The sequence below is a fragment of the Bacillus sp. FSL L8-0358 genome (genome assembly GCF_038593095.1).
Lineage (GTDB): Bacteria > Bacillota > Bacilli > Bacillales > Bacillaceae > Bacillus > Bacillus subtilis.
Genome location: NZ_CP151962.1, coordinates 436,655 through 458,648 on the forward strand (window position 1 = coordinate 436,655; position 21,994 = coordinate 458,648).

24 protein-coding genes are annotated in these 21,994 nt (G+C 46.3%); 20 read left to right on the forward strand and 4 right to left on the reverse strand.

What is annotated here, in order from left to right; genetic code table 11:
• Positions 1-17 precede the first annotated feature (17 nt).
• The 4 genes from NYE49_RS02235 to lepB all read left to right on the forward strand — a co-directional run bounded on the left by NYE49_RS02235 (position 18) and on the right by lepB (position 3,424).
• Positions 18-449: a PTS sugar transporter subunit IIA gene (locus NYE49_RS02235; RefSeq protein ID WP_003246714.1), complete on the forward strand. Its 432-nt coding sequence runs from the start codon at positions 18-20 to the stop codon at positions 447-449.
• Between the two features lies 1 nt (position 450).
• Positions 451-1,572, forward strand: coding sequence for a mannitol-1-phosphate 5-dehydrogenase (locus NYE49_RS02240; RefSeq protein WP_047182101.1), 1,122 nt, complete (start codon positions 451-453; stop codon positions 1,570-1,572).
• A gap of 90 nt (positions 1,573-1,662) precedes the next feature.
• Positions 1,663-2,727: a tartrate dehydrogenase gene (locus tag NYE49_RS02245; protein ID WP_003234436.1), complete on the forward strand. Its 1,065-nt coding sequence runs from the start codon at positions 1,663-1,665 to the stop codon at positions 2,725-2,727.
• 133 nt (positions 2,728-2,860) lie between these two features.
• Positions 2,861-3,424 carry a signal peptidase I gene (gene lepB, locus NYE49_RS02250; protein WP_015382785.1) on the forward strand — a complete coding sequence of 188 codons (564 nt, stop codon included), beginning with the start codon at positions 2,861-2,863 and terminating at the stop codon, positions 3,422-3,424.
• 68 nt (positions 3,425-3,492) lie between these two features.
• Here the strand turns inward: lepB and NYE49_RS02255 are convergent, their stop codons facing one another.
• On the reverse strand, positions 3,493-4,101 hold the full coding sequence (locus tag NYE49_RS02255; protein ID WP_047182102.1) for a dienelactone hydrolase family protein: 609 nt from the start codon (positions 4,099-4,101) through the stop codon (positions 3,493-3,495).
• An 85-nt stretch (positions 4,102-4,186) separates the two neighbouring features.
• Here NYE49_RS02255 and NYE49_RS02260 point away from each other — a divergent pair, with 85 nt between their 5' ends.
• Entirely contained in the window at positions 4,187-4,579 is a 393-nt protein-coding gene (locus NYE49_RS02260; RefSeq protein WP_003246580.1) for a 3-hydroxyacyl-ACP dehydratase FabZ family protein, read from the forward strand.
• Positions 4,580-4,611: 32 nt separating this feature from the next.
• Here the strand turns inward: NYE49_RS02260 and NYE49_RS02265 are convergent, their stop codons facing one another.
• Positions 4,612-4,776, reverse strand: coding sequence for a hypothetical protein (locus tag NYE49_RS02265; protein ID WP_003234425.1), 165 nt, complete (start codon positions 4,774-4,776; stop codon positions 4,612-4,614).
• Positions 4,777-4,908: 132 nt separating this feature from the next.
• Between NYE49_RS02265 and NYE49_RS02270 the strand changes: the two genes are divergently transcribed.
• The 9 genes from NYE49_RS02270 to NYE49_RS02310 all read left to right on the forward strand — a co-directional run bounded on the left by NYE49_RS02270 (position 4,909) and on the right by NYE49_RS02310 (position 12,332).
• On the forward strand, positions 4,909-5,658 hold the full coding sequence (locus NYE49_RS02270; protein ID WP_003234424.1) for a phosphoglycolate phosphatase: 750 nt from the start codon (positions 4,909-4,911) through the stop codon (positions 5,656-5,658).
• A gap of 206 nt (positions 5,659-5,864) precedes the next feature.
• Positions 5,865-6,638: a 5-oxoprolinase subunit PpxA gene (pxpA, locus tag NYE49_RS02275; protein WP_047182103.1), complete on the forward strand. Its 774-nt coding sequence runs from the start codon at positions 5,865-5,867 to the stop codon at positions 6,636-6,638.
• A 14-nt stretch (positions 6,639-6,652) separates the two neighbouring features.
• Positions 6,653-7,867, forward strand: a complete 1,215-nt coding sequence (locus NYE49_RS02280; protein ID WP_003234422.1) for an NRAMP family divalent metal transporter — start codon at positions 6,653-6,655, stop codon at positions 7,865-7,867.
• Between the two features lie 23 nt (positions 7,868-7,890).
• Positions 7,891-8,664, forward strand: coding sequence for a putative hydro-lyase (locus NYE49_RS02285; protein WP_080344254.1), 774 nt, complete (start codon positions 7,891-7,893; stop codon positions 8,662-8,664).
• Between the two features lie 44 nt (positions 8,665-8,708).
• Complete coding sequence (gene pxpB / locus NYE49_RS02290) at positions 8,709-9,431, forward strand: 5-oxoprolinase subunit B (RefSeq protein WP_029317303.1); 723 nt, start codon at positions 8,709-8,711, stop codon at positions 9,429-9,431.
• Between the two features lie 2 nt (positions 9,432-9,433).
• Positions 9,434-10,441, forward strand: coding sequence for a 5-oxoprolinase subunit PxpC (gene pxpC / locus NYE49_RS02295; protein ID WP_174616561.1), 1,008 nt, complete (start codon positions 9,434-9,436; stop codon positions 10,439-10,441).
• Between the two features lie 15 nt (positions 10,442-10,456).
• On the forward strand, positions 10,457-11,209 hold the full coding sequence (locus NYE49_RS02300; protein ID WP_014478857.1) for an IclR family transcriptional regulator: 753 nt from the start codon (positions 10,457-10,459) through the stop codon (positions 11,207-11,209).
• Positions 11,210-11,272: 63 nt separating this feature from the next.
• A complete protein-coding gene (lipC, locus tag NYE49_RS02305; protein WP_047182106.1) occupies positions 11,273-11,902 on the forward strand; it encodes a spore germination lipase LipC in 630 nt (209 codons plus the stop codon).
• Between the two features lie 184 nt (positions 11,903-12,086).
• Positions 12,087-12,332: a YczI family protein gene (locus NYE49_RS02310; RefSeq protein WP_003240256.1), complete on the forward strand. Its 246-nt coding sequence runs from the start codon at positions 12,087-12,089 to the stop codon at positions 12,330-12,332.
• Between the two features lie 5 nt (positions 12,333-12,337).
• Here the strand turns inward: NYE49_RS02310 and NYE49_RS02315 are convergent, their stop codons facing one another.
• The gene (locus tag NYE49_RS02315; RefSeq protein ID WP_003234413.1) at positions 12,338-12,625 is read right to left on the reverse strand and encodes an antibiotic biosynthesis monooxygenase; all 288 of its coding nucleotides are present in this window, start codon (positions 12,623-12,625) and stop codon (positions 12,338-12,340) included.
• Positions 12,626-12,775: 150 nt separating this feature from the next.
• Between NYE49_RS02315 and pbpC the strand changes: the two genes are divergently transcribed.
• From pbpC to NYE49_RS02335, 4 genes are all read left to right on the forward strand, one after another.
• The gene (pbpC, locus tag NYE49_RS02320) at positions 12,776-14,782 is read left to right on the forward strand and encodes a penicillin-binding protein 3 (RefSeq protein WP_047182107.1); all 2,007 of its coding nucleotides are present in this window, start codon (positions 12,776-12,778) and stop codon (positions 14,780-14,782) included.
• A gap of 100 nt (positions 14,783-14,882) precedes the next feature.
• Positions 14,883-15,785: an aldo/keto reductase family oxidoreductase gene (locus tag NYE49_RS02325; protein WP_047182108.1), complete on the forward strand. Its 903-nt coding sequence runs from the start codon at positions 14,883-14,885 to the stop codon at positions 15,783-15,785.
• A 185-nt stretch (positions 15,786-15,970) separates the two neighbouring features.
• Positions 15,971-18,055, forward strand: coding sequence for a mannitol operon transcriptional activator MtlR (gene mtlR / locus NYE49_RS02330; RefSeq protein ID WP_342410883.1), 2,085 nt, complete (start codon positions 15,971-15,973; stop codon positions 18,053-18,055).
• Between the two features lie 211 nt (positions 18,056-18,266).
• Positions 18,267-19,778: a class I adenylate-forming enzyme family protein gene (locus tag NYE49_RS02335; RefSeq protein WP_015382796.1), complete on the forward strand. Its 1,512-nt coding sequence runs from the start codon at positions 18,267-18,269 to the stop codon at positions 19,776-19,778.
• 19 nt (positions 19,779-19,797) lie between these two features.
• Here NYE49_RS02335 and NYE49_RS02340 read toward each other — a convergent pair whose 3' ends face one another.
• Positions 19,798-20,394: a class I SAM-dependent methyltransferase gene (locus tag NYE49_RS02340; protein WP_047182110.1), complete on the reverse strand. Its 597-nt coding sequence runs from the start codon at positions 20,392-20,394 to the stop codon at positions 19,798-19,800.
• A gap of 155 nt (positions 20,395-20,549) precedes the next feature.
• On the opposite strand from NYE49_RS02340, the gene NYE49_RS02345 reads away from it, so the two are divergent.
• Positions 20,550-21,410: an SDR family oxidoreductase gene (locus tag NYE49_RS02345; protein ID WP_042977133.1), complete on the forward strand. Its 861-nt coding sequence runs from the start codon at positions 20,550-20,552 to the stop codon at positions 21,408-21,410.
• 15 nt (positions 21,411-21,425) lie between these two features.
• Positions 21,426-21,929, forward strand: a complete 504-nt coding sequence (gene lyxE, locus NYE49_RS02350; RefSeq protein WP_003234400.1) for a D-lyxose ketol-isomerase — start codon at positions 21,426-21,428, stop codon at positions 21,927-21,929.
• Positions 21,930-21,994: the final 65 nt, after the last annotated feature.

Consider the following 21,994-nt stretch of genomic DNA (forward strand, 5'->3'; position numbering starts at 1 on the left):
GAAAGAGAGTGATACTCATGCAAGTACTCGCAAAGGAAAATATTAAACTCAATCAAACGGTATCATCAAAAGAAGAGGCCATCAAATTGGCAGGCCAGACGCTGATTGACAACGGCTACGTGACAGAGGATTACATTAGCAAAATGTTTGAACGTGAAGAAACGTCTTCTACGTTTATGGGGAATTTCATTGCCATTCCACACGGCACAGAAGAAGCGAAAAGCGAGGTGCTTCATTCCGGAATCTCAATTATACAAATTCCAGAGGGTGTTGAGTACGGAGAAGGCAACACGGCAAAAGTGGTATTCGGCATTGCGGGTAAAAATAATGAGCATTTAGACATTTTGTCTAATATCGCCATTATCTGCTCAGAAGAAGAAAATATTGAACGCCTGATCTCCGCTAAAAGCGAAGAAGATTTGATCGCCATTTTCAACGAGGTGAACTGACATGATCGCCTTACATTTCGGTGCGGGAAATATCGGGAGAGGGTTTATCGGCGCACTGCTTCACCACTCCGGCTATGATGTGGTGTTTGCGGATGTAAACGACACGATGGTCAGCCTCCTCAACGAAAAAAAAGAATACACAGTCGAACTGGCGGAAGAGGGACGTTCATCAGAGGTCATTGGCCCGGTCAGCGCGATTAACAGCGGCAGTCAGCCCGAAGAGCTGTATCGGCTGATGAATGAGGCGGCGCTCATCACAACAGCTGTCGGCCCGAATGTGCTGAAGCTGATTGCTCCGTCGATCGCAGAAGGCTTAAGACGGAGAAACGCTGCAAACACACTGAATATCATTGCCTGCGAAAATATGATTGGCGGAAGCAGCTTCTTAAAGAAAGAAATATACAGCCATTTAACGGAAGCAGAGCAGAAATCCGTCAGTGAAACGGTAGGTTTTCCGAATTCTGCCGTTGACCGGATCGTCCCGATTCAGCATCATGAAGACCCGCTGAAAGTATCGGTTGAACCATTTTTCGAATGGGTCATTGATGAATCAGGCTTTAAAGGGAAAACACCAGTCATAAACGGCGCACTGTTTGTTGATGATTTAACGCCGTACATCGAACGGAAGCTGTTTACGGTCAATACCGGACACGCGGTGACAGCGTATGTCGGCTATCAGCGCGGACTCAAAACGGTCAAAGAAGCAATCGATCATCCGGAAATCCGCCGTGTTGTTCATTCGGCGCTGCTTGAAACTGGTGACTATCTCGTCAAATCGTATGGCTTTAAGCAAACTGAACACGAACAATATATCAAAAAAATCATCGGTCGCTTTGAAAATCCTTTCATTTCGGACGATGTGACCCGCGTAGCGAGGTCACCTCTCAGAAAACTGGGAGAAAATGATAGACTTGTAGGCCCGGCAAAGAAAATAAAAGAACCGAATGCACTGGCGGAAGGAATTGCCGCAGCACTGCGCTTCGATTTCACCGGTGATCCTGAAGCGGTTGAACTGCAAGCGCTGATCGAAGAAAAAGGATACAGCGGCGTACTTCAAGAGGTGTGCGGCATTCAGTCCCATGAACCGTTGCACGCCATCATTTTAAAGAAACTTAATCAATAACCGACCACCCGTGACACAATGTCACGGGCTTTTTTTACTATCTCGCAATCTAGTATAATAGAAAGCGCTTACGAAAACAGGGGAAGGAGAATGACGATGAAACAATTCGAGATTGCGGCAATACCGGGAGACGGAGTAGGAAAAGAGGTTGTAGCGGCTGCTGAGAAAGTGCTTCATACAGCGGCTGAGGTACACGGAGGTTTGTCATTCTCATTCACGGCTTTTCCATGGAGCTGTGATTATTACTTGGAGCACGGCAAAATGATGCCCGAAGATGGAATACATACGCTTACTCAATTTGAAGCGGTTTTTTTGGGAGCCGTCGGAAATCCGAAGCTGGTTCCCGATCATATATCGTTATGGGGACTGCTGCTGAAAATCCGGAGGGAGCTTGAGCTTTCCATTAATATGAGACCCGCCAAACAAATGGCGGGCATTACGTCGCCGCTTCTGCATCCAAATGATTTTGACTTCGTGGTGATTCGCGAGAACAGTGAAGGTGAATACAGTGAAGTCGGCGGGCGCATTCACAGAGGCGATGATGAAATCGCCATCCAGAATGCCGTGTTTACGAGAAAAGCGACAGAACGTGTCATGCGCTTTGCCTTCGAATTGGCGAAAAAACGGCGCAGCCATGTGACAAGCGCCACAAAGTCTAACGGCATTTATCACGCGATGCCGTTTTGGGACGAAGTCTTTCAGCAGACAGCCGCTGATTATAGCGGAATCGAAACATCATCTCAGCATATTGATGCGCTGGCCGCTTTTTTTGTGACGCGTCCGGAAACGTTTGATGTCATTGTGGCGAGCAACTTGTTCGGTGATATTTTAACCGACATCAGCTCAAGCCTGATGGGAAGCATCGGCATTGCGCCTTCTGCGAACATCAATCCATCCGGCAAATATCCGTCCATGTTTGAACCGGTTCACGGCTCTGCTCCTGACATTGCCGGACAGGGCCTTGCCAATCCGATCGGCCAGATTTGGACAGCGAAGCTGATGCTCGACCACTTCGGAGAGGAAGAATTGGGGGCGAAAATTCTGGATGTAATGGAGCAAGTGACTGCCGACGGCATCAAAACACGCGACATTGGGGGACAAAGCACAACGGCTGAGGTCACTGATGAAATCTGTTCGCGCTTAAGAAAGCTCTGATGAATCAGGCCGGGGCAGATGGCTGCCCCGGCCTGTCCATTTCCTTACGAAAATTTCCACGAAAGTCTAACCAAGCAGTTCCAAATGCTGTATAATAATTTGGAATTCTTAGGAAAGCATCGGGTGAAGGAAGTTGAATGCAAAAACAATCACGTTAAAGAAAAAAAGAAAAGTCAAAACGATCGTTGTACTCAGTATCATTATGATCGCAGCTCTCATTTTTACGATCAGATTGGTGTTTTACAAGCCTTTTCTTATTGAAGGATCATCAATGGCCCCAACGCTTAAAGACTCAGAAAGAATTCTGGTTGATAAAGCAGTCAAATGGACTGGCGGGTTTCACAGAGGCGACATCATAGTCATTCATGACAAAAAGAGCGGCCGCTCATTTGTCAAACGTTTAATCGGTTTGCCTGGTGACAGCATTAAAATGAAAAATGATCAGCTGTACATAAATGATAAAAAGGTGGAAGAACCGTACTTAAAGGAACAACAACAAGAGGTCAAAGAATCGGGTGTAACCTTAACGGGTGATTTCGAGGTTGAGGTTCCTACCGGTAAATATTTTGTAATGGGAGATAACCGTCTCAATTCACTGGATAGCAGAAACGGAATGGGCATGCCTTCTGAGGACGATATCATCGGTACTGAATCTCTCGTCTTTTATCCATTCGGTGAGATGAGACAGGCAAAATAAAACTCAGTGCAACAAAGAACATGGAACGTATGGAACCAAAACACGCGATAATAAAGCACTGTAAGCGATTAATAAATTTCTGATGAAACAGGGCGGAGCCGTTTTTCCGCCCCGTTTTTTATGATAGAAAGCGTTTGGAAGAAAAGGGTCCTGTTGAAATAAACAGAATCAGGATTGGCGAAACCGTGAAGCGCATCGAATTGATAAATCTCAAGATGGGTATGCTGTTTTTCCCGCAGTTTATTGATAAGAAGCGCTACGTCAAACGACGGCTCATAATTAGGGAAAAACAATAGGACCGGGCAGGCTGGCACGTGATGAAGAGAGTCGCGTATCCGGGAACCGTAATAACAAACCGATCCGCTCACCTCAGGCATACTGCTGCATTTCCATGCGATAGTAGCCCCCACGCTGAAGCCAATCACAAAGATGTGCCGTCCGGCGTTTTGCCTGATCACATTCTGGATGATGGTTTCTCCCGTTTTCAGCCGTTCGTGTTTTGTAAATTGTTCGTATGCCGTTTTTTCTTCTTGCAGTGTGTAGACTTCATCTTCGCCGAGCAGGTTGGGCGTCAACACATCATATCCAGCCATTTTGATCAGCCGGCCCATCTTTTTCATATGGCTGTTTACACCGTATATTTCGTGTGCGAGAATGACAAGCGGTTTTGGGGACATAGCGGCCTCCTTTTGTGTTTTTTCCATTATATCCTATCGTTTCGCTTTAGGCTGAGATATAATGGTCAAAAAAAGGAGATATAAAATGAACTCATTATCTTTGCCTCACCGCTATCCATTTTTGTTTATTGATGGCGTGACGGATAGCGAGCCCGGCAAACACGCGGCAGCTTATAAGCTGATTAGTGAGAACGACTGGTTTATCACTGATACGCAAACAGAAATGCCGTTTTCACTTGTGATTGAAGCGCTTGCGCAAACCGCGGCTTTTACAGGAATTACAGATGAGAACAGCTTGGGATTATTGTCTTCGGTGAAGAAAGCGGAAAAGCTGGGAGAAGCTGTGCCCGGTGACCGGCTTGATCTTACGTTTGAAGTCACGCGCAATCGGCGCGGGTTTGTGTTCGGACATGCCAAGGCATCAGTTGGAGAGCAGCCTGTTGCTGAAGCTGAAATCGGCATCTATATTGAAAAATGAAAAAAACCCTTCACAACATTTTGTGAGGGGTTCTATTTTGTGTCGTAATCCCGTTCGCTTTGAGAGTTATCTCTTTGCTGGCGTTTGTGTTTTTCATCATTCATATTTTCCTTCAGCTCTTCATTAGGAATCGGATCGGTTAAGTCGTTGTGCTCGGGGTTTTCATTTGGTTTGTTTTGCTGTTTTTTTTCTGTCATGTTTGATCACCTCATCGTTTGTTTTCCTCTTATCCGTTCTCCTCAAACATAGGAAATCGCTTTTTTGTCCCGCTGGGTATAATGTATTAGAATAGAGAGAAGCACAACAAAAAGATAAAGAGAGGTACATATATGTCTGTTCAAAGAGAAGATGTAGATATCAAGCTGATCGCAATTGATATGGATGGTACACTGCTGAACGACGAGCAGCTGATCTCGGATGAAAACCGCAAAGCCATTCGTGAAGCGGAGGATAAAGGTGTGTATGTGGTGATCAGCACGGGCCGGACGCTGATGACGTGCCGGGAGCTGGCGGAATCGCTAAAGCTGTCATCCTTTCTAATCACGGCAAACGGAAGTGAAATTTGGGATTCGAATTTTAATTTGGTGGAACGGAAGCTGCTCCATACGGACCATATTCAAATGATGTGGGATTTGCGGAATAAGCACAACACTAATTTCTGGGCCTCTACGGTGAATAAAGTATGGAGAGGCGAGTTTCCGGAAAACATTACGGATCATGAATGGCTCAAATTCGGCTTTGACATCGAGGATGATGATATCCGAAATGAAGTGCTGGAGGAGCTGAGAAAAAACAAAGAGCTTGAAATCACAAATTCAAGTCCGACAAACATTGAAGTCAACGCGCTTGGCATCAACAAAGCTGCAGCCCTTGCCAAGGTTACGGAAAAACTCGGCTTTACAATGGAGAATGTGATGGCGATGGGTGACAGCCTTAATGACATTGCGATGATCAAAGAAGCGGGTCTTGGCGTCGCAATGGGCAATGCGCAAGACATCGTAAAAGAAACGGCTGATTATATCACGGATACAAATATTGAGGATGGTGTCGCTAAAGCGATTCGCCATTGGGTACTATAAAAAAAAGAGAGTCCTAAGATGGACTCTCTTTTTTAGTTTGGCAGGTTTTCTTCTGGGACCATGGTAGGTTTTCTGACAAAAGTATTTCACAAACTGATATGATTCACTTATAATGAAATAAAGTTCAAAAATTCGGAATAGTCGTTCCGAATTTCGGGACAATAAATGACATAAAGCATATCGTTTGCTTTGGCAGGAGGGATTCTGTGTTTCAGATTGATTTAAACTGTGATTTAGGAGAAAGCTTCGGAGCCTACAAGATAGGCCTTGACCAAGATATTTTAGAGTATGTGACATCAGCGAATATCGCATGCGGATTTCATGCAGGAGATCCTAGTGTTATGCGAAAAACCGTCGCGCTTGCAGCGGAAAAAGGCGTAAAAATCGGCGCGCACCCGGGCTTGCCGGATTTACTCGGTTTTGGGCGCCGCAATATGGCGATTTCTCCTGAGGAAGCGTATGATCTTGTCGTTTATCAAATTGGCGCGCTCTCTGGCTTTCTAAAAGCAGAGGGACTTCACATGCAGCACGTCAAGCCGCATGGCGCTTTATACAATATGGCGGCAGTCGATCAAAAACTGTCGGATGCTATCGCGAAAGCTGTCTATAAGATTGATCCAGGCCTGATTCTTTTCGGTCTTGCTGAGAGCGAGCTTGTAAAAGCGGGAGAACGGATCGGACTTCAGACCGCAAATGAAGTGTTCGCCGACAGAACATACCAATCGGACGGCACGCTGACACCGCGCTCCCAGCCGGACGCACTCATTGAAAGTGATGATGCCGCCGTCACCCAGGTCATCAAAATGGTGAAAGAAGGGGCGGTCAAATCTCAGCAAGGACATGATGTGCCATTAAAAGCAGATACAGTCTGCATTCATGGAGATGGAGCCCATGCGCTGACATTTGCGCGAAAAATCAGAAAACAGCTCAAAGCGGCTGGAATTGAAGTGACAGCTATTTCAGAACAGAAGTCAACATAAAGGAGGAACAATAGATGGAGCAGCAGAAAAAGACAGCAGGAAAAAAAGCGGGCAGCTGGTCATTGCTGATGGGCGCCGCCTTTTTAATGGCGACATCAGCAATCGGACCGGGTTTCCTCACCCAAACCGCAACATTCACAAACACACTCGCAGCAAGCTTCGGTTTTGTCATCTTAATCTCTATTATTTTAGATATTTTCGCCCAAACCAATGTGTGGCGCATCATCGCAGTTTCTGGAAAACGAGGTCAGGAAATTGCGAATATGGTGCTTCCCGGATTGGGGTATTTCATCGCCATTCTCGTCGTGCTTGGCGGACTAGCTTTTAATATTGGGAATATCGGAGGGGCCGGGCTGGGGCTTCAGGTGCTGTTCGGCATTACACCTGAAACAGGCGCTTTAATCAGTGCCGTTATCGCCATTTTGATTTTTGTCATCAAGGAAGCAGGAAAAGCGATGGACCGTTTTACGCAAATCGCGGGATTCGTGATGATTATTTTAACGGTCTACGTTGCGGCGACGACAGCTCCTCCGGTCGGACAGGCAGTCGCAAATACATTCGTCCCGGAACACATCAGCATATTTGCCATTGTCACCCTAGTGGGCGGAACCGTCGGCGGTTATATCACATTTGCCGGGGGACACCGTTTGCTTGATGCCGGAATTAAAGGGAAGGAATCCATTCCGCAGGTGACAAAAAGCTCGGTTGTCGGCATTTTAATTACATCTGTCATGCGTATCGCTCTTTTTCTTGCGGTTCTAGGCGTTGTATCGAAAGGCCTGCACATCGATGAAAGCAACCCGGCGGCTTCTGTCTTCAAGCTGGCTGCTGGAAATGTCGGTTATAAAATTTTCGGATTGATCATGTGGTCTGCGGCGATTACGTCTGTTATTGGAGCAGCCTATACATCTGTTTCATTTTTCAAAACCTTTTCTCCAAAAATTGAAAAGAATTCACGGGGTATTATTATCGGATTTATTGTGGTTTCTACGTTAGCTTTTGTCACAATCGGCCAGCCTGCGAAGATCCTCGTCCTTGTCGGTTCACTGAACGGCTTAATTCTGCCGATTGCGCTCGGAACGCTGCTTGTTGCCGCCTACAAGAAAAACATTGTCGGTGATTATAAGCATCCGCTTTGGCTGACAAGCACAGGCGCGCTTGTAGTGATTGTAATGGCAGTTATGGGAATCTACACGTTATGTACACAACTTCCTCAATTGTGGAGCTGATATAAGTGGAGCAATTAAACAAAATGGCGCCAAAGGATGTACGCGCCCTGATACGAGAGGGGAAAATAAACGGGCCGACCGCTGGCATGTCCGGCGGCTACGCCCAAGCGAATCTTGTGGTTTTGAAAAAGGACCTTGCGTTTGACTTTCTGCTGTTTTGCCAGCGAAATCAAAAGCCCTGCCCCGTGCTGGATGTGACTGAAGCAGGTTCGCTCGTGCCGTCTCTGGCTGCGCCTGATGCTGATATCAGAACGGACTTTCCGAAATACCGTATTTACAGGCACGGTATCTTAACGGAAGAAGTATCTGATATTACGCCATACTGGGAGGACGATTTTGTCGGCTTTCTGATCGGATGCAGTTTCTCCTTTGAACAGGCACTGATCAATAATGGGATAGCTGTCCGGCATATTGATGAGGGGACAAACGTCTCAATGTATAAAACGAATATCGATTGTGTTCCGGCGGGGGCGTTTCATGGACAGATGGTTGTCAGCATGAGGCCGGTTCCTGAACGGCTGGCTGTACGTGCCGCACAAGTGACCTCGCGTTTTCCGGCTGTGCACGGAGGGCCGATCCATATCGGCAATCCGGGAGCAATCGGGATTCGCGATCTCGGGAAACCGGATTTCGGAGATGCCGTTTCCATTCGTGACGGCGAGGTTCCTGTTTTTTGGGCATGCGGGGTGACCCCGCAAGCCGTGGCTATGAATGTAAAGCCTGAAATGGTCATCACACATGCGCCGGGGCATATGCTCATCACAGATATTCGAGACGAGTCGCTTGCGGTGCTGTAACCTCTCGTCATCCTGATGAACGAGAAATAAAAGAGGTGAGAAAGATGACTGTACGATATCAAATCGAACAGCTCGGTGATTCTGCAATGATGATCCGATTCGGAGAAGAAATCAATGAACAGGTCAACGGCATTGTCCATGCCGCGGCCGCTTATATAGAAGAACAGCCATTTCCGGGATTCATTGAATGTATCCCGGCTTTTACAAGTCTAACCGTATTTTATGATATGTATGAAGTGTACAAGCATTTGCCTCAAGGCATAAGCTCACCTTTTGAGAAGGTCAAGCGCGATGTCGAAGAGCGGCTGGTAGAAATAGCCGAAGACTATGAGGTCAACCGCCGCATTGTAGAAATTCCTGTCTGCTATGGCGGTGAATTCGGTCCGGATTTAGAAGAGGTGGCGAAGATCAATCAGCTGTCACCGGAGGAAGTAATCGACATTCATACAAACGGTGAATATGTGGTGTATATGCTTGGCTTCGCGCCCGGTTTTCCTTTTCTAGGCGGGATGTCAAAACGCATTGCTGCTCCGAGAAAATCATCGCCAAGACCGTCGATTCCCGCAGGTTCAGTCGGTATTGCGGGATTGCAGACAGGCGTTTATCCGATTTCAACGCCGGGCGGCTGGCAACTGATCGGCAAAACGCCGCTGGCTCTTTTCCGGCCGCAGGAAAATCCGCCGACATTGCTGCGGGCGGGAGATACTGTGAAATTCGTTCGCATCTCAGAAAAAGACTATCACGCCTATAAGGAGGAGTCCAATTGAGCATGAAAGTATTAAAGCCCGGACTGCTCACAACGGTTCAGGATATAGGCAGAACGGGTTACCAAAAATACGGCGTTCTGGCCAGCGGCGCTATGGACACGGTTTCACTGCGCATTGCCAATCTGTTGATAGGAAACGGCGAAAATGAAGCAGGTCTCGAAATAACGATGATGGGGCCCGGTCCGTCGTTTCATTTTTCAAAACAGACACTGATTGCTGTGACAGGGGCGGACTTCACGCTGCGTATTAATGACGAGGAAGCGCCTTTATGGAAGCCTGTGCTCATCAAGGAAAACAGCACGGTCAGCTTCGGCCCCTGCAAACTCGGCAGCCGTGCTTATTTGGCGGCAGCCGGCGGCATCGAGGTGCCTGCCGTCATGGAAAGTAAAAGCACATACGTCAGAGGAAGCATCGGCGGACTTCATGGCAGAGCGCTTCAAAAAGAAGATGAACTGAACATTGGAGAGATGTCAGCTCTTTCGCAAACCATCCTTTCCCGCTTAAGTTCGCAGATTGGAAAACAGGGATTTGCAGCACCGAAGTGGTCAGTCAGCCGCGGCAGATTTCTGCCATTGAAGAAGAATCCCGTCATTCGGGTGCTGGAAGGAAAGCAATTTGCCTTTTTCACAGAAGAATCAAAAACGCGTTTTTATGAAGAAGCATTTCGTGTCACGCCGCAGTCTGACCGTATGGGCTACAGGCTCAAAGGAGAACCGCTCGAACTGAAAGCACCGCTTGAGATGGTGTCGGAAGCGGTTTCATTCGGAACAGTTCAGGTGCCGCCTGACGGCAACCCGATTATCCTGCTTGCAGACCGGCAGACGACTGGCGGCTATCCGAGGATCGCGCACATCATATCCGCTGATCTTCCGATTGTTTCCCAAATCATGCCGGGCGAGCACGTCCAGTTTGAGCCTGTGTCCCTTCAGGAGGCAGAAGCGCTTGCGGTAGAACGGGAACAGCATATAAAAGAACTGAAAACGAGAATGAAGATGGAATGGCTGACATAGCAAAGGGGATGAATGATGCAGAATAAAAATAAAACCGTAGTTAAATCTATGGCGCTGCTTAATTTGTTTTTGCATAAACCAAGCCTAACCTTAAGTGAACTGGTGTCGCTGACAGGAATGCCGAAGACCTCTGTTCACCGGATGGTCAGCTCTTTGGAGGAAATGGGGTTCCTCAGTCGGGATGCGTCCGGCGCTTATTCGCTGGGATTGGTGTTTTTGGAATTCGGACAGCTTGTCGCTGACAGGCTGGATATCAGAAAAATAGCGAAACCGGTGATGGAAGAGCTGTGCCGGGAAGTGGATGAAGCCGTGCAGTTGATCATGAGAGACGGCAATGAAGCGATATACGTTGAGAAAATAGAAGGGACACAGACTGTGCGGCTGTATACGGCGATCGGCAGGCGTTCCCCCCTATACGCGGGAGCGTGCGCCAGAAGCATTCTGTCCTTTCTTCCCCGTGAAGAAATCGAAGCATACATCAAACAAACCGAGCTCATTTCGATTGGCTCCGGAACGATTACCGATCCCGAGAAACTGCTTCAGGAGATTGATGCCTCTGTGCAAAATGGCTATACTGTCAGCTATTCAGAGCTCGAAAACTATACGGCGGCGATCGGCGCCCCGATCTTTAACCATAAGCGTCAGGTGGCAGCCGGCATTAGCATTGCAGGCTTTGAAGCGAGATTTACAGAAGACAGGCTGCCCTATTTAACAGAAAAGGTGAAGGACGCCGCTTTACAGATTTCAAGAAAAATAGGATATACATAAGTAGCCAATCTTTTCTCTGCTGCGTACATTAACGTATCGACGTTCAAGAGTGGAGGAAAGAACATGGTGCTTCAATATACAGCTCTGGGCGATTCCTTAACGACAGGGAGAGGCTCCGGGCTGTTTTCACCCGGCTTCGTCCAGCGTTTTGGGGACATGATGGAAGCTGACTTGAAAACAAGAACGGCAATAAACATATTTGCCAGATCAGGCCTGAATACAGAAGAGATTTTGGGACTCCTGTCATATCCCTATGTGCAAAAATGCATTCGAGATGCTGATATGATAACGATCACAGGGTGCGGAAACGATCTCATCGATTCGGTCTTAGCCTACCAAACCTCTAAGGATGAAACGATTTTCAGCCGTGTATCCGCCCATTGCCATGAGAATTTTGAAAAGATGATTGCCAAAATCGCCGAGATTAAAGGAGAAAATCCTTCCCCGTACGCCATCCGAGTGTTCAACTTATACAATCCATTTCCCGGCATTGAAATCGCCGGCAAATGGATCACATCCTTTAATTCACATTTAGAAACACTTGCATCAGCACCCCATGTCAAAATCGCGGATGCCTATAGCATCTTCAAAGGCAAGGAGCGGGAATATCTGTCCTTTGACGGTGTCCATCCGAACTGCAAAGGCTATCAAGCGATGGCTGAAGCCGTTCACAAGTTAGGCTATAAAGAATGATCAGTTTCATAGAAAACGCGCCTCATGACAGGCGCGTTTTTTATGTGTGATCGAAATATTAAAAGAAACTTAAAATTCACTGTCTTCTGTTCTACAGACAAACAAAGTGCGCTAGAATAATGGAGGGCGTAGGCAAATATAGCCATAACGTTCAATATTTCGTATATAAGGAAGGATGGTCCTTTTGTTTCGGATTTTTAAAATGTCTTTTGCGGTTATCATTATTATACTGGCGCTTATTGCTTTTAACTATACGGAACACACCTCTGTTATCCAATCGGTCATGCTCGTCTTTCTTGGCGCCGTCATGTTTATGCAGGGGCTTGAAGAGCGCAAAAAAGAAAACGACGGCTCAGGCGCTTTTAATATTTATACCGCCGTTTTTGTATGGTCTGTCTCCCTTATCGGTTTTACACTTCATATTATATAAATCTATTACACATCCTGAAAATGCTCGACCGTCGGGAACGGGGTATAGAACCGATGAAGCAAGGCTTTCCACTCTTGATACTCTGAAGAACCGCGAAAGCCTTCCGTATGGTCCTCAAGTGTTTCCCACTCCACAAGAAGCAGATATTTATGCGTTTCCTCCATGCATTTTGATAACGAGTGAGTGATATAGCCCTTCATGCCGGAAATAATCGGCGCCGCTTGCCGGAATGCATCCTCAAACTCTTGTTCAAGGCCTTCTTTAATGTGAAGCATTGCTGCCTCTCTGACCATGCTATCCCTTCTTTCTGTCTTTTCAAATAGTCTACAGCAAACGATAGGAGATTTCTGCAAAATCGGTGAACTTTTCCTTCATTTTCAAAAAAATCTTGCACGCACCAATTCAATTAAGAGAAAATAACAAGTGGAAGGCAGGGGAAAGTCATGTTAAAAAAGTGTATTCTACTAGTATTTCTATGCGTCGGATTGATTGGGTTAATCGGATGCTCCAAAACAGATTCACCACAGGATCGCATGGAAGCATTCGTGAAACAGTGGAACGATCAGCAATTCGATGACATGTATCAAAGCCTGACTAAAGATGTCAAAAAAGAAATCTCCAAAAAAGATTTCGTCAACAGGTATAAAGCCATCTATGAGCAGGCCGGCGTAAAAGATTTGAAAGTCACTGCGGGAGAAGTAGATAAGGACGATCAAGACAACAAGACAATGAAACATATCCCGTATAAAGTCAGCATGAACACAAATGCCGGCAAAGTCAGCTTCAAGAATACTGCTGTGCTGAAATTAGAAAAAACAGATGACGAGGAGTCATGGAATATAGATTGGGACCCATCGTTTATTTTCAAGCAGCTGGCTGACGACAAAACCGTGCAAATTATGAGCATTGAGCCGAAACGAGGCCAAATTTACGATAAAAATGGAAAAGGTTTAGCCGTCAATACAGATGTTCCGGAAATTGGAATTGTTCCCGGAGAGCTTGGCGATAAAAAAGAGAAAGTCATAAAAGAACTCGCCCAAAAACTTGATTTGACTGAAGACGACATCAAGAAAAAGCTGGATCAAGGCTGGGTAAAAGACGATTCGTTTGTGCCGCTCAAAAAGGTCAAGCCTGACCAGGAGAAATTAGTTTCTGAAGCGACGTCATTACAAGGCGTAACAAGAACGAATGTCAGCTCCCGCTACTATCCGTATGGCGAAAAGACAGCCCATTTGACAGGCTATGTCCGCGCCATTACAGCGGAAGAACTGAAGAAAAAGAAAGAAGGAACGTACAGCGATACGTCTAACATCGGTATCGCCGGAATTGAAAATGTGTATGAAGACAAGCTAAGAGGCACAACTGGCTGGAAAATCTACGTGCCGCAAACCGGGGAAGTCATCGCTGAAAAGAAAGCAAAGGACGGCGAGGATCTTCACCTCACAATTGATATCAAAACGCAAACGAAGCTTTATGATGAACTGAAGGATGACAGCGGGGCGGCAGTCGCGCTGCAGCCGAAGACAGGCGAAACACTCGCCCTTGTCAGCGCGCCTTCCTACGATCCAAACGGATTTATTTTCGGCTGGAACGATAAGGAATGGAAAAAGCTAAACAAAGATAAAAACAATCCGTTTTCAGCGAAATTCAATAAGACATACGCGCCAGGTTCTACCATTAAACCGATTGCGGCTGCTATTGGAATCAAAAACGGCACCCTTAAAGCCGATGAGAAGAAAACAATCAAAGGCAAGGAGTGGCAAAAAGATTCGAGCTGGGGCGGCTATTCAGTGACACGTGTGTCTGAGAGACTTCAACAAGTCGATTTGGAAAACGCCCTTATTACGTCAGACAATATTTATTTTGCCCAGAATGCGCTTGATATGGGAGCGGACACCTTCACAAAAGGCTTGAAGACATTCGGTTTTTCAGAGGACGTTCCGTATGAATTCCCGATCCAGAAATCGTCTATTGCAAATGATAAGCTTGATTCAGACATTTTGCTTGCGGATACAGGCTACGGACAAGGGCAAATGCAAATGTCTCCGCTTCACTTGGCAGCTGCTTACACGCCATTTGTTGACAATGGAGACCTTGTCAAACCGACGCTGATCAAAAAAGATTCACAAACAGCTGATGTTTGGCACAAGCAAGTGGTCACCAAGGAAGGAGCGGCAGACATTACAAAAGGTCTGAAAGGTGTTGTGGAAGATGAGCGCGGATCAGCGTATCAGCCTGTCGTGAAAGGAATCACAGTGGCCGGGAAAACAGGAACAGCCGAGCTGAAAACATCAAAAGATGATAAAGACGGCACGGAAAATGGCTGGTTTGTCGGCTACGATTACAAAAACAAAGACCTGCTTGTCGCCATGATGATCCAAAATGTGCAGGACCGCGGCGGCAGCCACTATGTCGTTGAGAAAGCGAAAAAGCAATTTCAATCGAATTAAAATGTCTTTTTAAAAGGAGCGAAAGGAAAAAGGGGATATGAGGCCGAATGAACTAGTAAGGGGCAAAACCCGGTTTATACAAAGAAAAGAGGGATTTTGCATGCAGCGTATTCAATTGGCGGAGGATCTTCAATTTTCAAGAGTCATACACGGGCTTTGGCGGCTGAATGAATGGAACTATTCAGATGCTGAACTCCTGAGCCTCATTGAATGGTGTATCGATCACGGCATCACGACCTTTGATCATGCGGATATTTACGGAGGCTATACGTGCGAAAAGCTGTTTGGAAACGCCCTTGCCCTTTCGCCTGGATTAAGAGAAAACATAGAGCTGGTCACAAAATGCGGTATCGTTCTTGAATCGCCTGAACGGCCCGCTCACAGATCGCATCATTATAACACAAGCAAATCGCATATTTTGGCATCCGTTGAGCAATCGCTTATGAACTTAAGGACGGATTATATTGATGTGCTGTTGATTCACAGACCGGACCCGCTCATGGATCCGGAGGGGGTAGCAGAGGCGTTTCAGGCCTTGAAATGCTCTGGCAAGGTCAGGTACTTTGGCGTTTCAAATTTTAAAGATCACCAGTATCGGATGCTGGAATCGTATTTGCCTGAGAAGCTTGTGACCAACCAGATTGAGCTTTCCGCATACGAATTAGAAAATATGCTCGACGGCACTTTGAACCTGTGCCAGGAAAAACGGATTCCGCCGATGGCTTGGTCGCCTCTGGCAGGCGGCAAAGTATTCACTGGAAACACGGATAAAGACCGGCGTGTCCGCACGGCGCTAGAATCTGTCCAAGGGGAAATCGGCGCCGCTTCATTGGGCGAGGTCATGTACGCATGGCTGTTCACGCATCCGGCCGGCATCATGCCGATTGTCGGAAGCGGAAAGCGCGAGCGGATTTCCGCCGCGATAAATGCGTTGTCATACAAGCTTGACCAGGATCAATGGTTCCGCATTTTTACAGCCGTACAGGGTTACGATATTCCATAAAAAGCATCAGCTTACCAGCTGATGCTTTTTCAATATTGTCACACCGCTTAGTGCCAAATTACCATTTATAAGTGATTGATTCTTTCTTGAAAGCGTTTTATATTAAAAGGAAACCTCTCTATATCCTCTACTGCATCTCCTTGCGACTTCATCCGCACATCAAGATTGTCTAGGAGGTCTTTTTTATGTATATGACTGCCAGAGAACAAAAGCTGTTAAAGCACTTATTATTACAAAACAGATATATAACCGTAACTGAGCTTGCTGAGCTGATGCAAGTCAGCACGAGAACCATTCACAGGGAACTCAAATCAATTAAACCGCTGATGGAAACCGTGGGGCTTACATTAGATAAACAGCCCGGTAAAGGGTTGAAAGCAGTGGGAAGTCCCGAGGATAAACAAAAGCTGCTTACTGATTTATCATATGAACAGCATGAATACAGCGCAGACGAACGGAAACTGCTCATTCTTTGTTCGTTATTAGAGTCTCAGGAGCCCGTCAAACTGTACACGCTTGCTCATGATCTCCAGGTGACGAATGCCACGGTCAGCTATGACTTAGATGAGCTCGAGAAGTGGATTTCTCCCTTCGGACTGACACTGATCCGCAAAAGAGGTTTTGGCATCCAGCTCATAGGGCCGGAGAATGCGAAACGGAAAATTGTCGGCAACTTGATTGTGAACCGTCTCGACATCCAAATGTTTTTGGAAGCGGTTGAATTAAACATCAAAGGAAAAACCGATTCTTCAGAGAAAATGTTCGGTGTTGTCAGCAAAGGTGAGCTGCTAAAAATGGAGCGCATCTTATTTCAGCTCAAAGAAAAAATCGCTTTTTCATTGTCCGACAGCTCCTATATAGCGCTTGTCGTCCATCTGACGTATGCGATCGAACGAATTAAGCTTGGGGAAACCATCACCATGGAGGAAAATGAGCTTGAGGAACTGAAGAATGCGAAAGAATACAGTTCGGCTCTTGAAATCGCGGGCGAGCTTGAACGTGCCTTCGGCGTGACGATTCCAGAGGCGGAGGTCGGCTATATTACAATCCACCTTCGAAGCGCCAATCGAAAATATAAAACAGAATATAAAGCGCAGGAAATTGAGCTGGAAACAGCCCTGCAAACAAAGCGGCTCATTGCTTTTATTTCAGACAAAATCAGAATGGATCTGACGAAAAACTACTCTTTATATGAAGGCTTGATTGCCCATTTGGAGCCGGCCGTCAGCCGCATAAAAGAAAATATTGAGATATACAATCCGATGAAGGAACAGATCAAGCGCGATTATTTTCTGCTTTATATGGCGATCGAAGAAGGCGTCGAAAAGTATTTTCCGGGCATGTCCTTTTCTGATGATGAAATCGCTTTTATCGTTCTTCACTTTGGCTCGGCTCTTGAAATCAAAAAAGAAGAAGCAAAAGTGAAAGCGCTTGTCGTCTGCTCAAGCGGGATCGGCTCCTCGAAAATGCTTGCCTCCAGACTGAAAAAAGAGCTGCCGGAAATTGAATCGTTTGATATGTCATCTCTGATCGAGCTAAAGGGGAAGGATGTTCAAGCCTATGATATGATTGTGTCCACTGTACCGATTCCTTATGAAAACATTGATTACATCATGGTCAGCCCGCTATTAAATGAGGAAGACGCAAACCAGGTCAAGCAGTATATCAAGCGGAAGATTCCCCTTATTCTTAACAAAAAAAGAAGCCCGACGGAAGAGGCGCAGCAAGCTGATGTACCTGACATGCTAGAGGCGGCGGAAAGCATAGGGCGGTATATGGAGGTTATCCAAGATGTTCTGCGCCATTTTACGCTAGCTCCACTCAAAACAAATTCGGACCATAGCATGCTTCTGCTAGAGCTTTTTCAACAGCTGAAGAAGGATGGCCTGATCCGTGATCCGGAAAAAGCCGCGGTTTGCCTGGCTGAGCGGGAGAAACAAGGGGGATTGGGAATCCCCGGAACAAACATGGCGCTTTATCATCTCAAAAATGATGAAATCGTCCTGCCTTTTTTCAAAATGTTTGATCTCAGCACCTCCTATGAAGTGGATGGCATGGACGGAAATACCCTCAGGATGACACGCATCCTCGTCATGATGGCGCCTAGCTCATTATCTGCTGAAGGCTCGGAGATTTTAAGCGCGATCAGCTCGGCAATTATCGAGAGCGGAGAAAGCATGGCGGGGTTTCAGGAAGAAGGAGAACAAGAATTGTATCAGCGGTTAAACCGCATATTTTTCACTTGGATGAAAGAAAAAAACATACTGTAAACCTGCATGGCACACGTCAAAAATTTGGCGTGTGTTTTTCTGTGGATGGGGAACAAAATAAGAAAATGTGGGACTATTTTATCATTCAGTATTGGAATAATTCCAAAATGAAATAGTTTTACAAGTTATCTTTTTTGGGTTAAAATGGGTGAGGTAAGGAAGAAAATCTAACAAATTATTGAAGATTCAAGAGAATATAGGAGATGACGATATGGAAACATTACAGCATCTGATTCTGCATGACATGCCGAATAGCGAAGAAATAGAGGCTGTAAAAAGCGGAGACCATACACTGACATATAAAGGTTACCGTAAACGGATTAATCAGCTGGCGAATGCCATGCTTCAAAAAGGAATTCAAAAGGGCGACCGTGTTGCATTGCTTTGCAAAAACGGCCATCCCGCATCAACTGTTATGTTCGCCGCACTTGAAATAGGTGCTGTTGTCGTACCTGTCAGCTGGCAGTTGAAACCATATGAAATGACAGGCATTTTAAAAGCAAGTGAACCGAAAGCGATGTTTTACGGAGCGGAGTTTAAAGAGACACTGGATGAAGTTCTTCCTGAATTGTCCTCACTGTGTGTAACAATGGAAACAGGAACAGCTTACGAAACATCGGCTGAATTTGAAGCGCTGTTTGCAGGTCCTGATCATTTGCCAGAGACGGAAATGGTTTCCCCTGATGATACAGCACTTCTGATGTTTACATCTGGAACAACGGGAAACCCGAAAAGATGCATGATTACACATGGCGGCATATACAGATACGTTAAAAAATCCAACAGCTCAATAGCACGCATGAAGGGCCTTCGTTTTCTCGCGTGCCATCCGATTTATCATACGAGTGCGCTCATTTGCATCATGCTTGGAACGTTTGCAGAAACAACCTTTGTGTTTACAAAGGATCAAGATCCTGTTCACATGCTGAAGGTCATTGAAGAAGAAAAAATTCAAACTGTGATGGCTCTTCCTGTGTTTTACACGTATTTGCTTGAAGCGTGGGAAACGCATCAAACCGACTTATCTTCGCTTGTGATTTTAATGACAGGCGGAACAAAAGTGCCGAGCAGCCTGATCCGCCGCTATCTTGATATCGGCATTCCGCTCGCGCACGGCTATGGAAGCACTGAGGCTTGGGGCATCAGCACATGGCTGCCTGAGATGGGAATGGATAAAGCGGCATCTGCGGGGAAACCTGTGGAAGGCGTTAAAGTCAAAGTCGAAGATCCTGAGACGGGAGAAGAACTCCCTCAAGGAGAAATCGGCGAAATCGTTGTTCACACGCCATTCTTATTTAAAGGCTATGAAGACAATCCTGAAGCAACAGCGAAAGTGCTGAAAAACGGCTGGTTCAAAACCGGAGATTCAGGATATGTAGATGAAGATGGCTTTATTTTCATCACGGGACGCTACAAGGATGTCATTATTTACGGAGGCGATAACGTCTATCCTGATCAGGTTGAAGAAGTTATCCAGCAGATCCCGGGAATCCTTGAAACGGCTGTGGTCGGTATTCCAGACCCGCTTTACGGTGAAAAACCGAAAGCTTTTATCGTGAAAAATGGCGGCCAGCGCATCACGGAAGAGGATGTCATCGCATTTTGTAAAGAACGCCTGTCCGCTTACAAAATACCTGAAGTTGAATTTGTTAACGAACTGCCGAAAAACAACCTTGGCAAGGTGAAAAAAGACGTCCTGCGCAATCAGGCTGTACATTCATAAAAGAAGAAGCCCGCCCACTTTATGTGGCGGGCTTCTTTGCAGTTGCACAGACGGAAAGCTCAGGCTTAATGTTCTTAAATTGTATATCAATGTCTTCGAAGTCGGCTGCTTTAAAGTCAGCAATCATCTGTCTTCCAAATGATTTGGTTTTCTCAGGACTGGCATCCGCTTCCCGCGGCTGCATCGTAATGGCTGCTTTGCCGCCTGGCTTTAATGCCCGATAAATCTGTTTCATGCCTTTTGTTTGGTCATTCCAAATGGTGTAGTTGTTAACGGAAATCACTTTATCATAAAACGAGGCGGGGAGAGGAAATGTCTCGATGCTTCCTTGTATCAGGCGTACGCCCTTTGGTTTCACTCTGCGGGCGGCCAGTTTCAGCATGGCCTCTGACACATCAATCCCATGAAGATGAACATCCTTCTCGCGTTTCAGCATCTGCTGCATGCAGTATCCCGGGCCAAACCCGACTTCTAAAATGCTGTCCCCGCGCGTGATACCCAACTGATTGATTGTCCACTGATTCAGTGTTTGATTTTCAGCAGCCATGATGTACCCGGCAATCATGCCGATGACGCCCTTTGGCCTGCTGAATCTTCTAGAAAGCATGTTAATCATTCAGCAACCAACCCCCTTTTTGAGTTAATTTCCTCCCAGCGTTCCATGTGAAACATTTTTCTGATAAAGCAATGCGAAGGTGCCAAGCCATGTTTATCCAAAGAGTGTGTGAGGTACACAACAAATAGACATGAAAACAAAGGAGGAGAATCATCATGGCAAATTATCCAAAAGAACTGCCGGCACAAACTCAAAGTCGCCAGCCGGGAATTGAAAGCGAAATGAATCCAAGTCCGGTGTATGAGTACGAGGATTATAAAGGGGCAGACAAATTAAAAGGAAAAGTAGCTCTTATTACAGGCGGCGACAGCGGAATCGGACGCGCGGTTTCCGTCGCTTACGCAAAGGAAGGCGCAGACATCGCCATTGTGTATAAGGATGAGCATGAAGACGCTGAGGAGACGAAGAAACGTGTTGAACAAGAGGGCGTAAAATGCCTGCTGATTGCTGGTGACGTAGGTGAAGAGGAATTCTGCAATGAAGCGGTTGAAAAAACAGTCAAGGAACTAGGCGGCCTTGATATCCTTGTCAACAATGCAGGTGAACAGCATCCGAAAGAAAGCATCAAAGAGATTACGAGCGAACAGCTTCACCGCACATTCAAAACAAACTTTTATTCTCAATTTTATTTGACTAAAAAAGCAATTGATTACCTGAAACCAGGCAGCGCCATCATCAATACGACATCCATCAACCCGTACGTAGGGAACCCGACACTGATTGATTATACAGCGACAAAAGGGGCGATCAACGCCTTTACAAGAACAATGGCGCAGGCGCTTGTCAAAGACGGCATCCGTGTAAATGCAGTCGCGCCGGGTCCAATCTGGACGCCACTGATCCCAGCTACGTTCCCTGAAGAAACAGTTGCTCAATTTGGGCAAGATACGCCGATGGGCCGTCCTGGACAGCCTGTTGAGCACGTCGGCTGTTATGTGCTTCTGGCATCAGATGAGTCCTCTTACATGACAGGACAGACCCTGCATGTCAACGGCGGAAACTTTGTGACGACATAAGAGGGAGTGAGACATATGGGCATCACGAAAGAAGAAGTGAACAGCTACTATCAAAAAGCAGGGATTGTATTAACGGACGAGGAAGTAGACCAAATTCAGCTGATGGATTACGGCTTAGGAAAAGAAAGAAAAGTCGGGCTCCAGCTCTTCGTCTACGTCAATACAGACCGTTATTGCTCAAAGGAATTGGTGCTGTTTCCGGGACAGACTTGCCCGGAACACCGACATCCACCGGTCGACGGCCAGGAAGGCAAGCAGGAGACCTTCCGCTGCCGCTACGGAAAAGTGTATCTTTACGTAGAAGGAGAAAAAACGCCGCTTCCAAAAGTTCTCCCTCCTCAGGAAGACAGAGAACACTATACGGTCTGGCACGAAATTGAGCTAGAACCGGGCGGGCAATACACGATTCCACCAAACACAAAGCATTGGTTCCAGGCCGGGGAAGAAGGTGCTGTCGTGACGGAAATGTCATCGACGAGCACGGATAAACATGATATCTTTACCGATCCAAGAATATAAGGATGGGCTTAAACAGCCCATCCTTTTTTTGTATTGAAAAAAACAGAATCATCGCTATAATGGGT

What these genes read in the sequence shown, in the direction of transcription:
- NYE49_RS02235 (WP_003246714.1), top strand. Translation starts at nt 18, where the DNA reads ATGCAAGTACTCGCAAAGGAAAATATTAAACTCAATCAAACGGTATCA.
- NYE49_RS02240 (WP_047182101.1), top strand. Translation starts at nt 451, where the DNA reads ATGATCGCCTTACATTTCGGTGCGGGAAATATCGGGAGAGGGTTTATC.
- NYE49_RS02245 (WP_003234436.1), top strand. Translation starts at nt 1,663, where the DNA reads ATGACGATGAAACAATTCGAGATTGCGGCAATACCGGGAGACGGAGTA.
- NYE49_RS02255 (WP_047182102.1), bottom strand. Translation starts at nt 4,101, where the DNA reads ATGTCCCCAAAACCGCTTGTCATTCTCGCACACGAAATATACGGTGTA.
- NYE49_RS02260 (WP_003246580.1), top strand. Translation starts at nt 4,187, where the DNA reads ATGAACTCATTATCTTTGCCTCACCGCTATCCATTTTTGTTTATTGAT.
- NYE49_RS02265 (WP_003234425.1), bottom strand. Translation starts at nt 4,776, where the DNA reads ATGACAGAAAAAAAACAGCAAAACAAACCAAATGAAAACCCCGAGCAC.
- NYE49_RS02270 (WP_003234424.1), top strand. Translation starts at nt 4,909, where the DNA reads ATGTCTGTTCAAAGAGAAGATGTAGATATCAAGCTGATCGCAATTGAT.
- NYE49_RS02280 (WP_003234422.1), top strand. Translation starts at nt 6,653, where the DNA reads ATGGAGCAGCAGAAAAAGACAGCAGGAAAAAAAGCGGGCAGCTGGTCA.
- NYE49_RS02285 (WP_080344254.1), top strand. Translation starts at nt 7,891, where the DNA reads ATGGCGCCAAAGGATGTACGCGCCCTGATACGAGAGGGGAAAATAAAC.
- pxpB (WP_029317303.1), top strand. Translation starts at nt 8,709, where the DNA reads ATGACTGTACGATATCAAATCGAACAGCTCGGTGATTCTGCAATGATG.
- pxpC (WP_174616561.1), top strand. Translation starts at nt 9,434, where the DNA reads ATGAAAGTATTAAAGCCCGGACTGCTCACAACGGTTCAGGATATAGGC.
- NYE49_RS02300 (WP_014478857.1), top strand. Translation starts at nt 10,457, where the DNA reads ATGCAGAATAAAAATAAAACCGTAGTTAAATCTATGGCGCTGCTTAAT.
- lipC (WP_047182106.1), top strand. Translation starts at nt 11,273, where the DNA reads ATGGTGCTTCAATATACAGCTCTGGGCGATTCCTTAACGACAGGGAGA.
- NYE49_RS02315 (WP_003234413.1), bottom strand. Translation starts at nt 12,625, where the DNA reads ATGGTCAGAGAGGCAGCAATGCTTCACATTAAAGAAGGCCTTGAACAA.
- pbpC (WP_047182107.1), top strand. Translation starts at nt 12,776, where the DNA reads ATGTTAAAAAAGTGTATTCTACTAGTATTTCTATGCGTCGGATTGATT.
- NYE49_RS02325 (WP_047182108.1), top strand. Translation starts at nt 14,883, where the DNA reads ATGCAGCGTATTCAATTGGCGGAGGATCTTCAATTTTCAAGAGTCATA.
- mtlR (WP_342410883.1), top strand. Translation starts at nt 15,971, where the DNA reads ATGTATATGACTGCCAGAGAACAAAAGCTGTTAAAGCACTTATTATTA.
- NYE49_RS02335 (WP_015382796.1), top strand. Translation starts at nt 18,267, where the DNA reads ATGGAAACATTACAGCATCTGATTCTGCATGACATGCCGAATAGCGAA.
- NYE49_RS02340 (WP_047182110.1), bottom strand. Translation starts at nt 20,394, where the DNA reads ATGATTAACATGCTTTCTAGAAGATTCAGCAGGCCAAAGGGCGTCATC.
- NYE49_RS02345 (WP_042977133.1), top strand. Translation starts at nt 20,550, where the DNA reads ATGGCAAATTATCCAAAAGAACTGCCGGCACAAACTCAAAGTCGCCAG.
- lyxE (WP_003234400.1), top strand. Translation starts at nt 21,426, where the DNA reads ATGGGCATCACGAAAGAAGAAGTGAACAGCTACTATCAAAAAGCAGGG.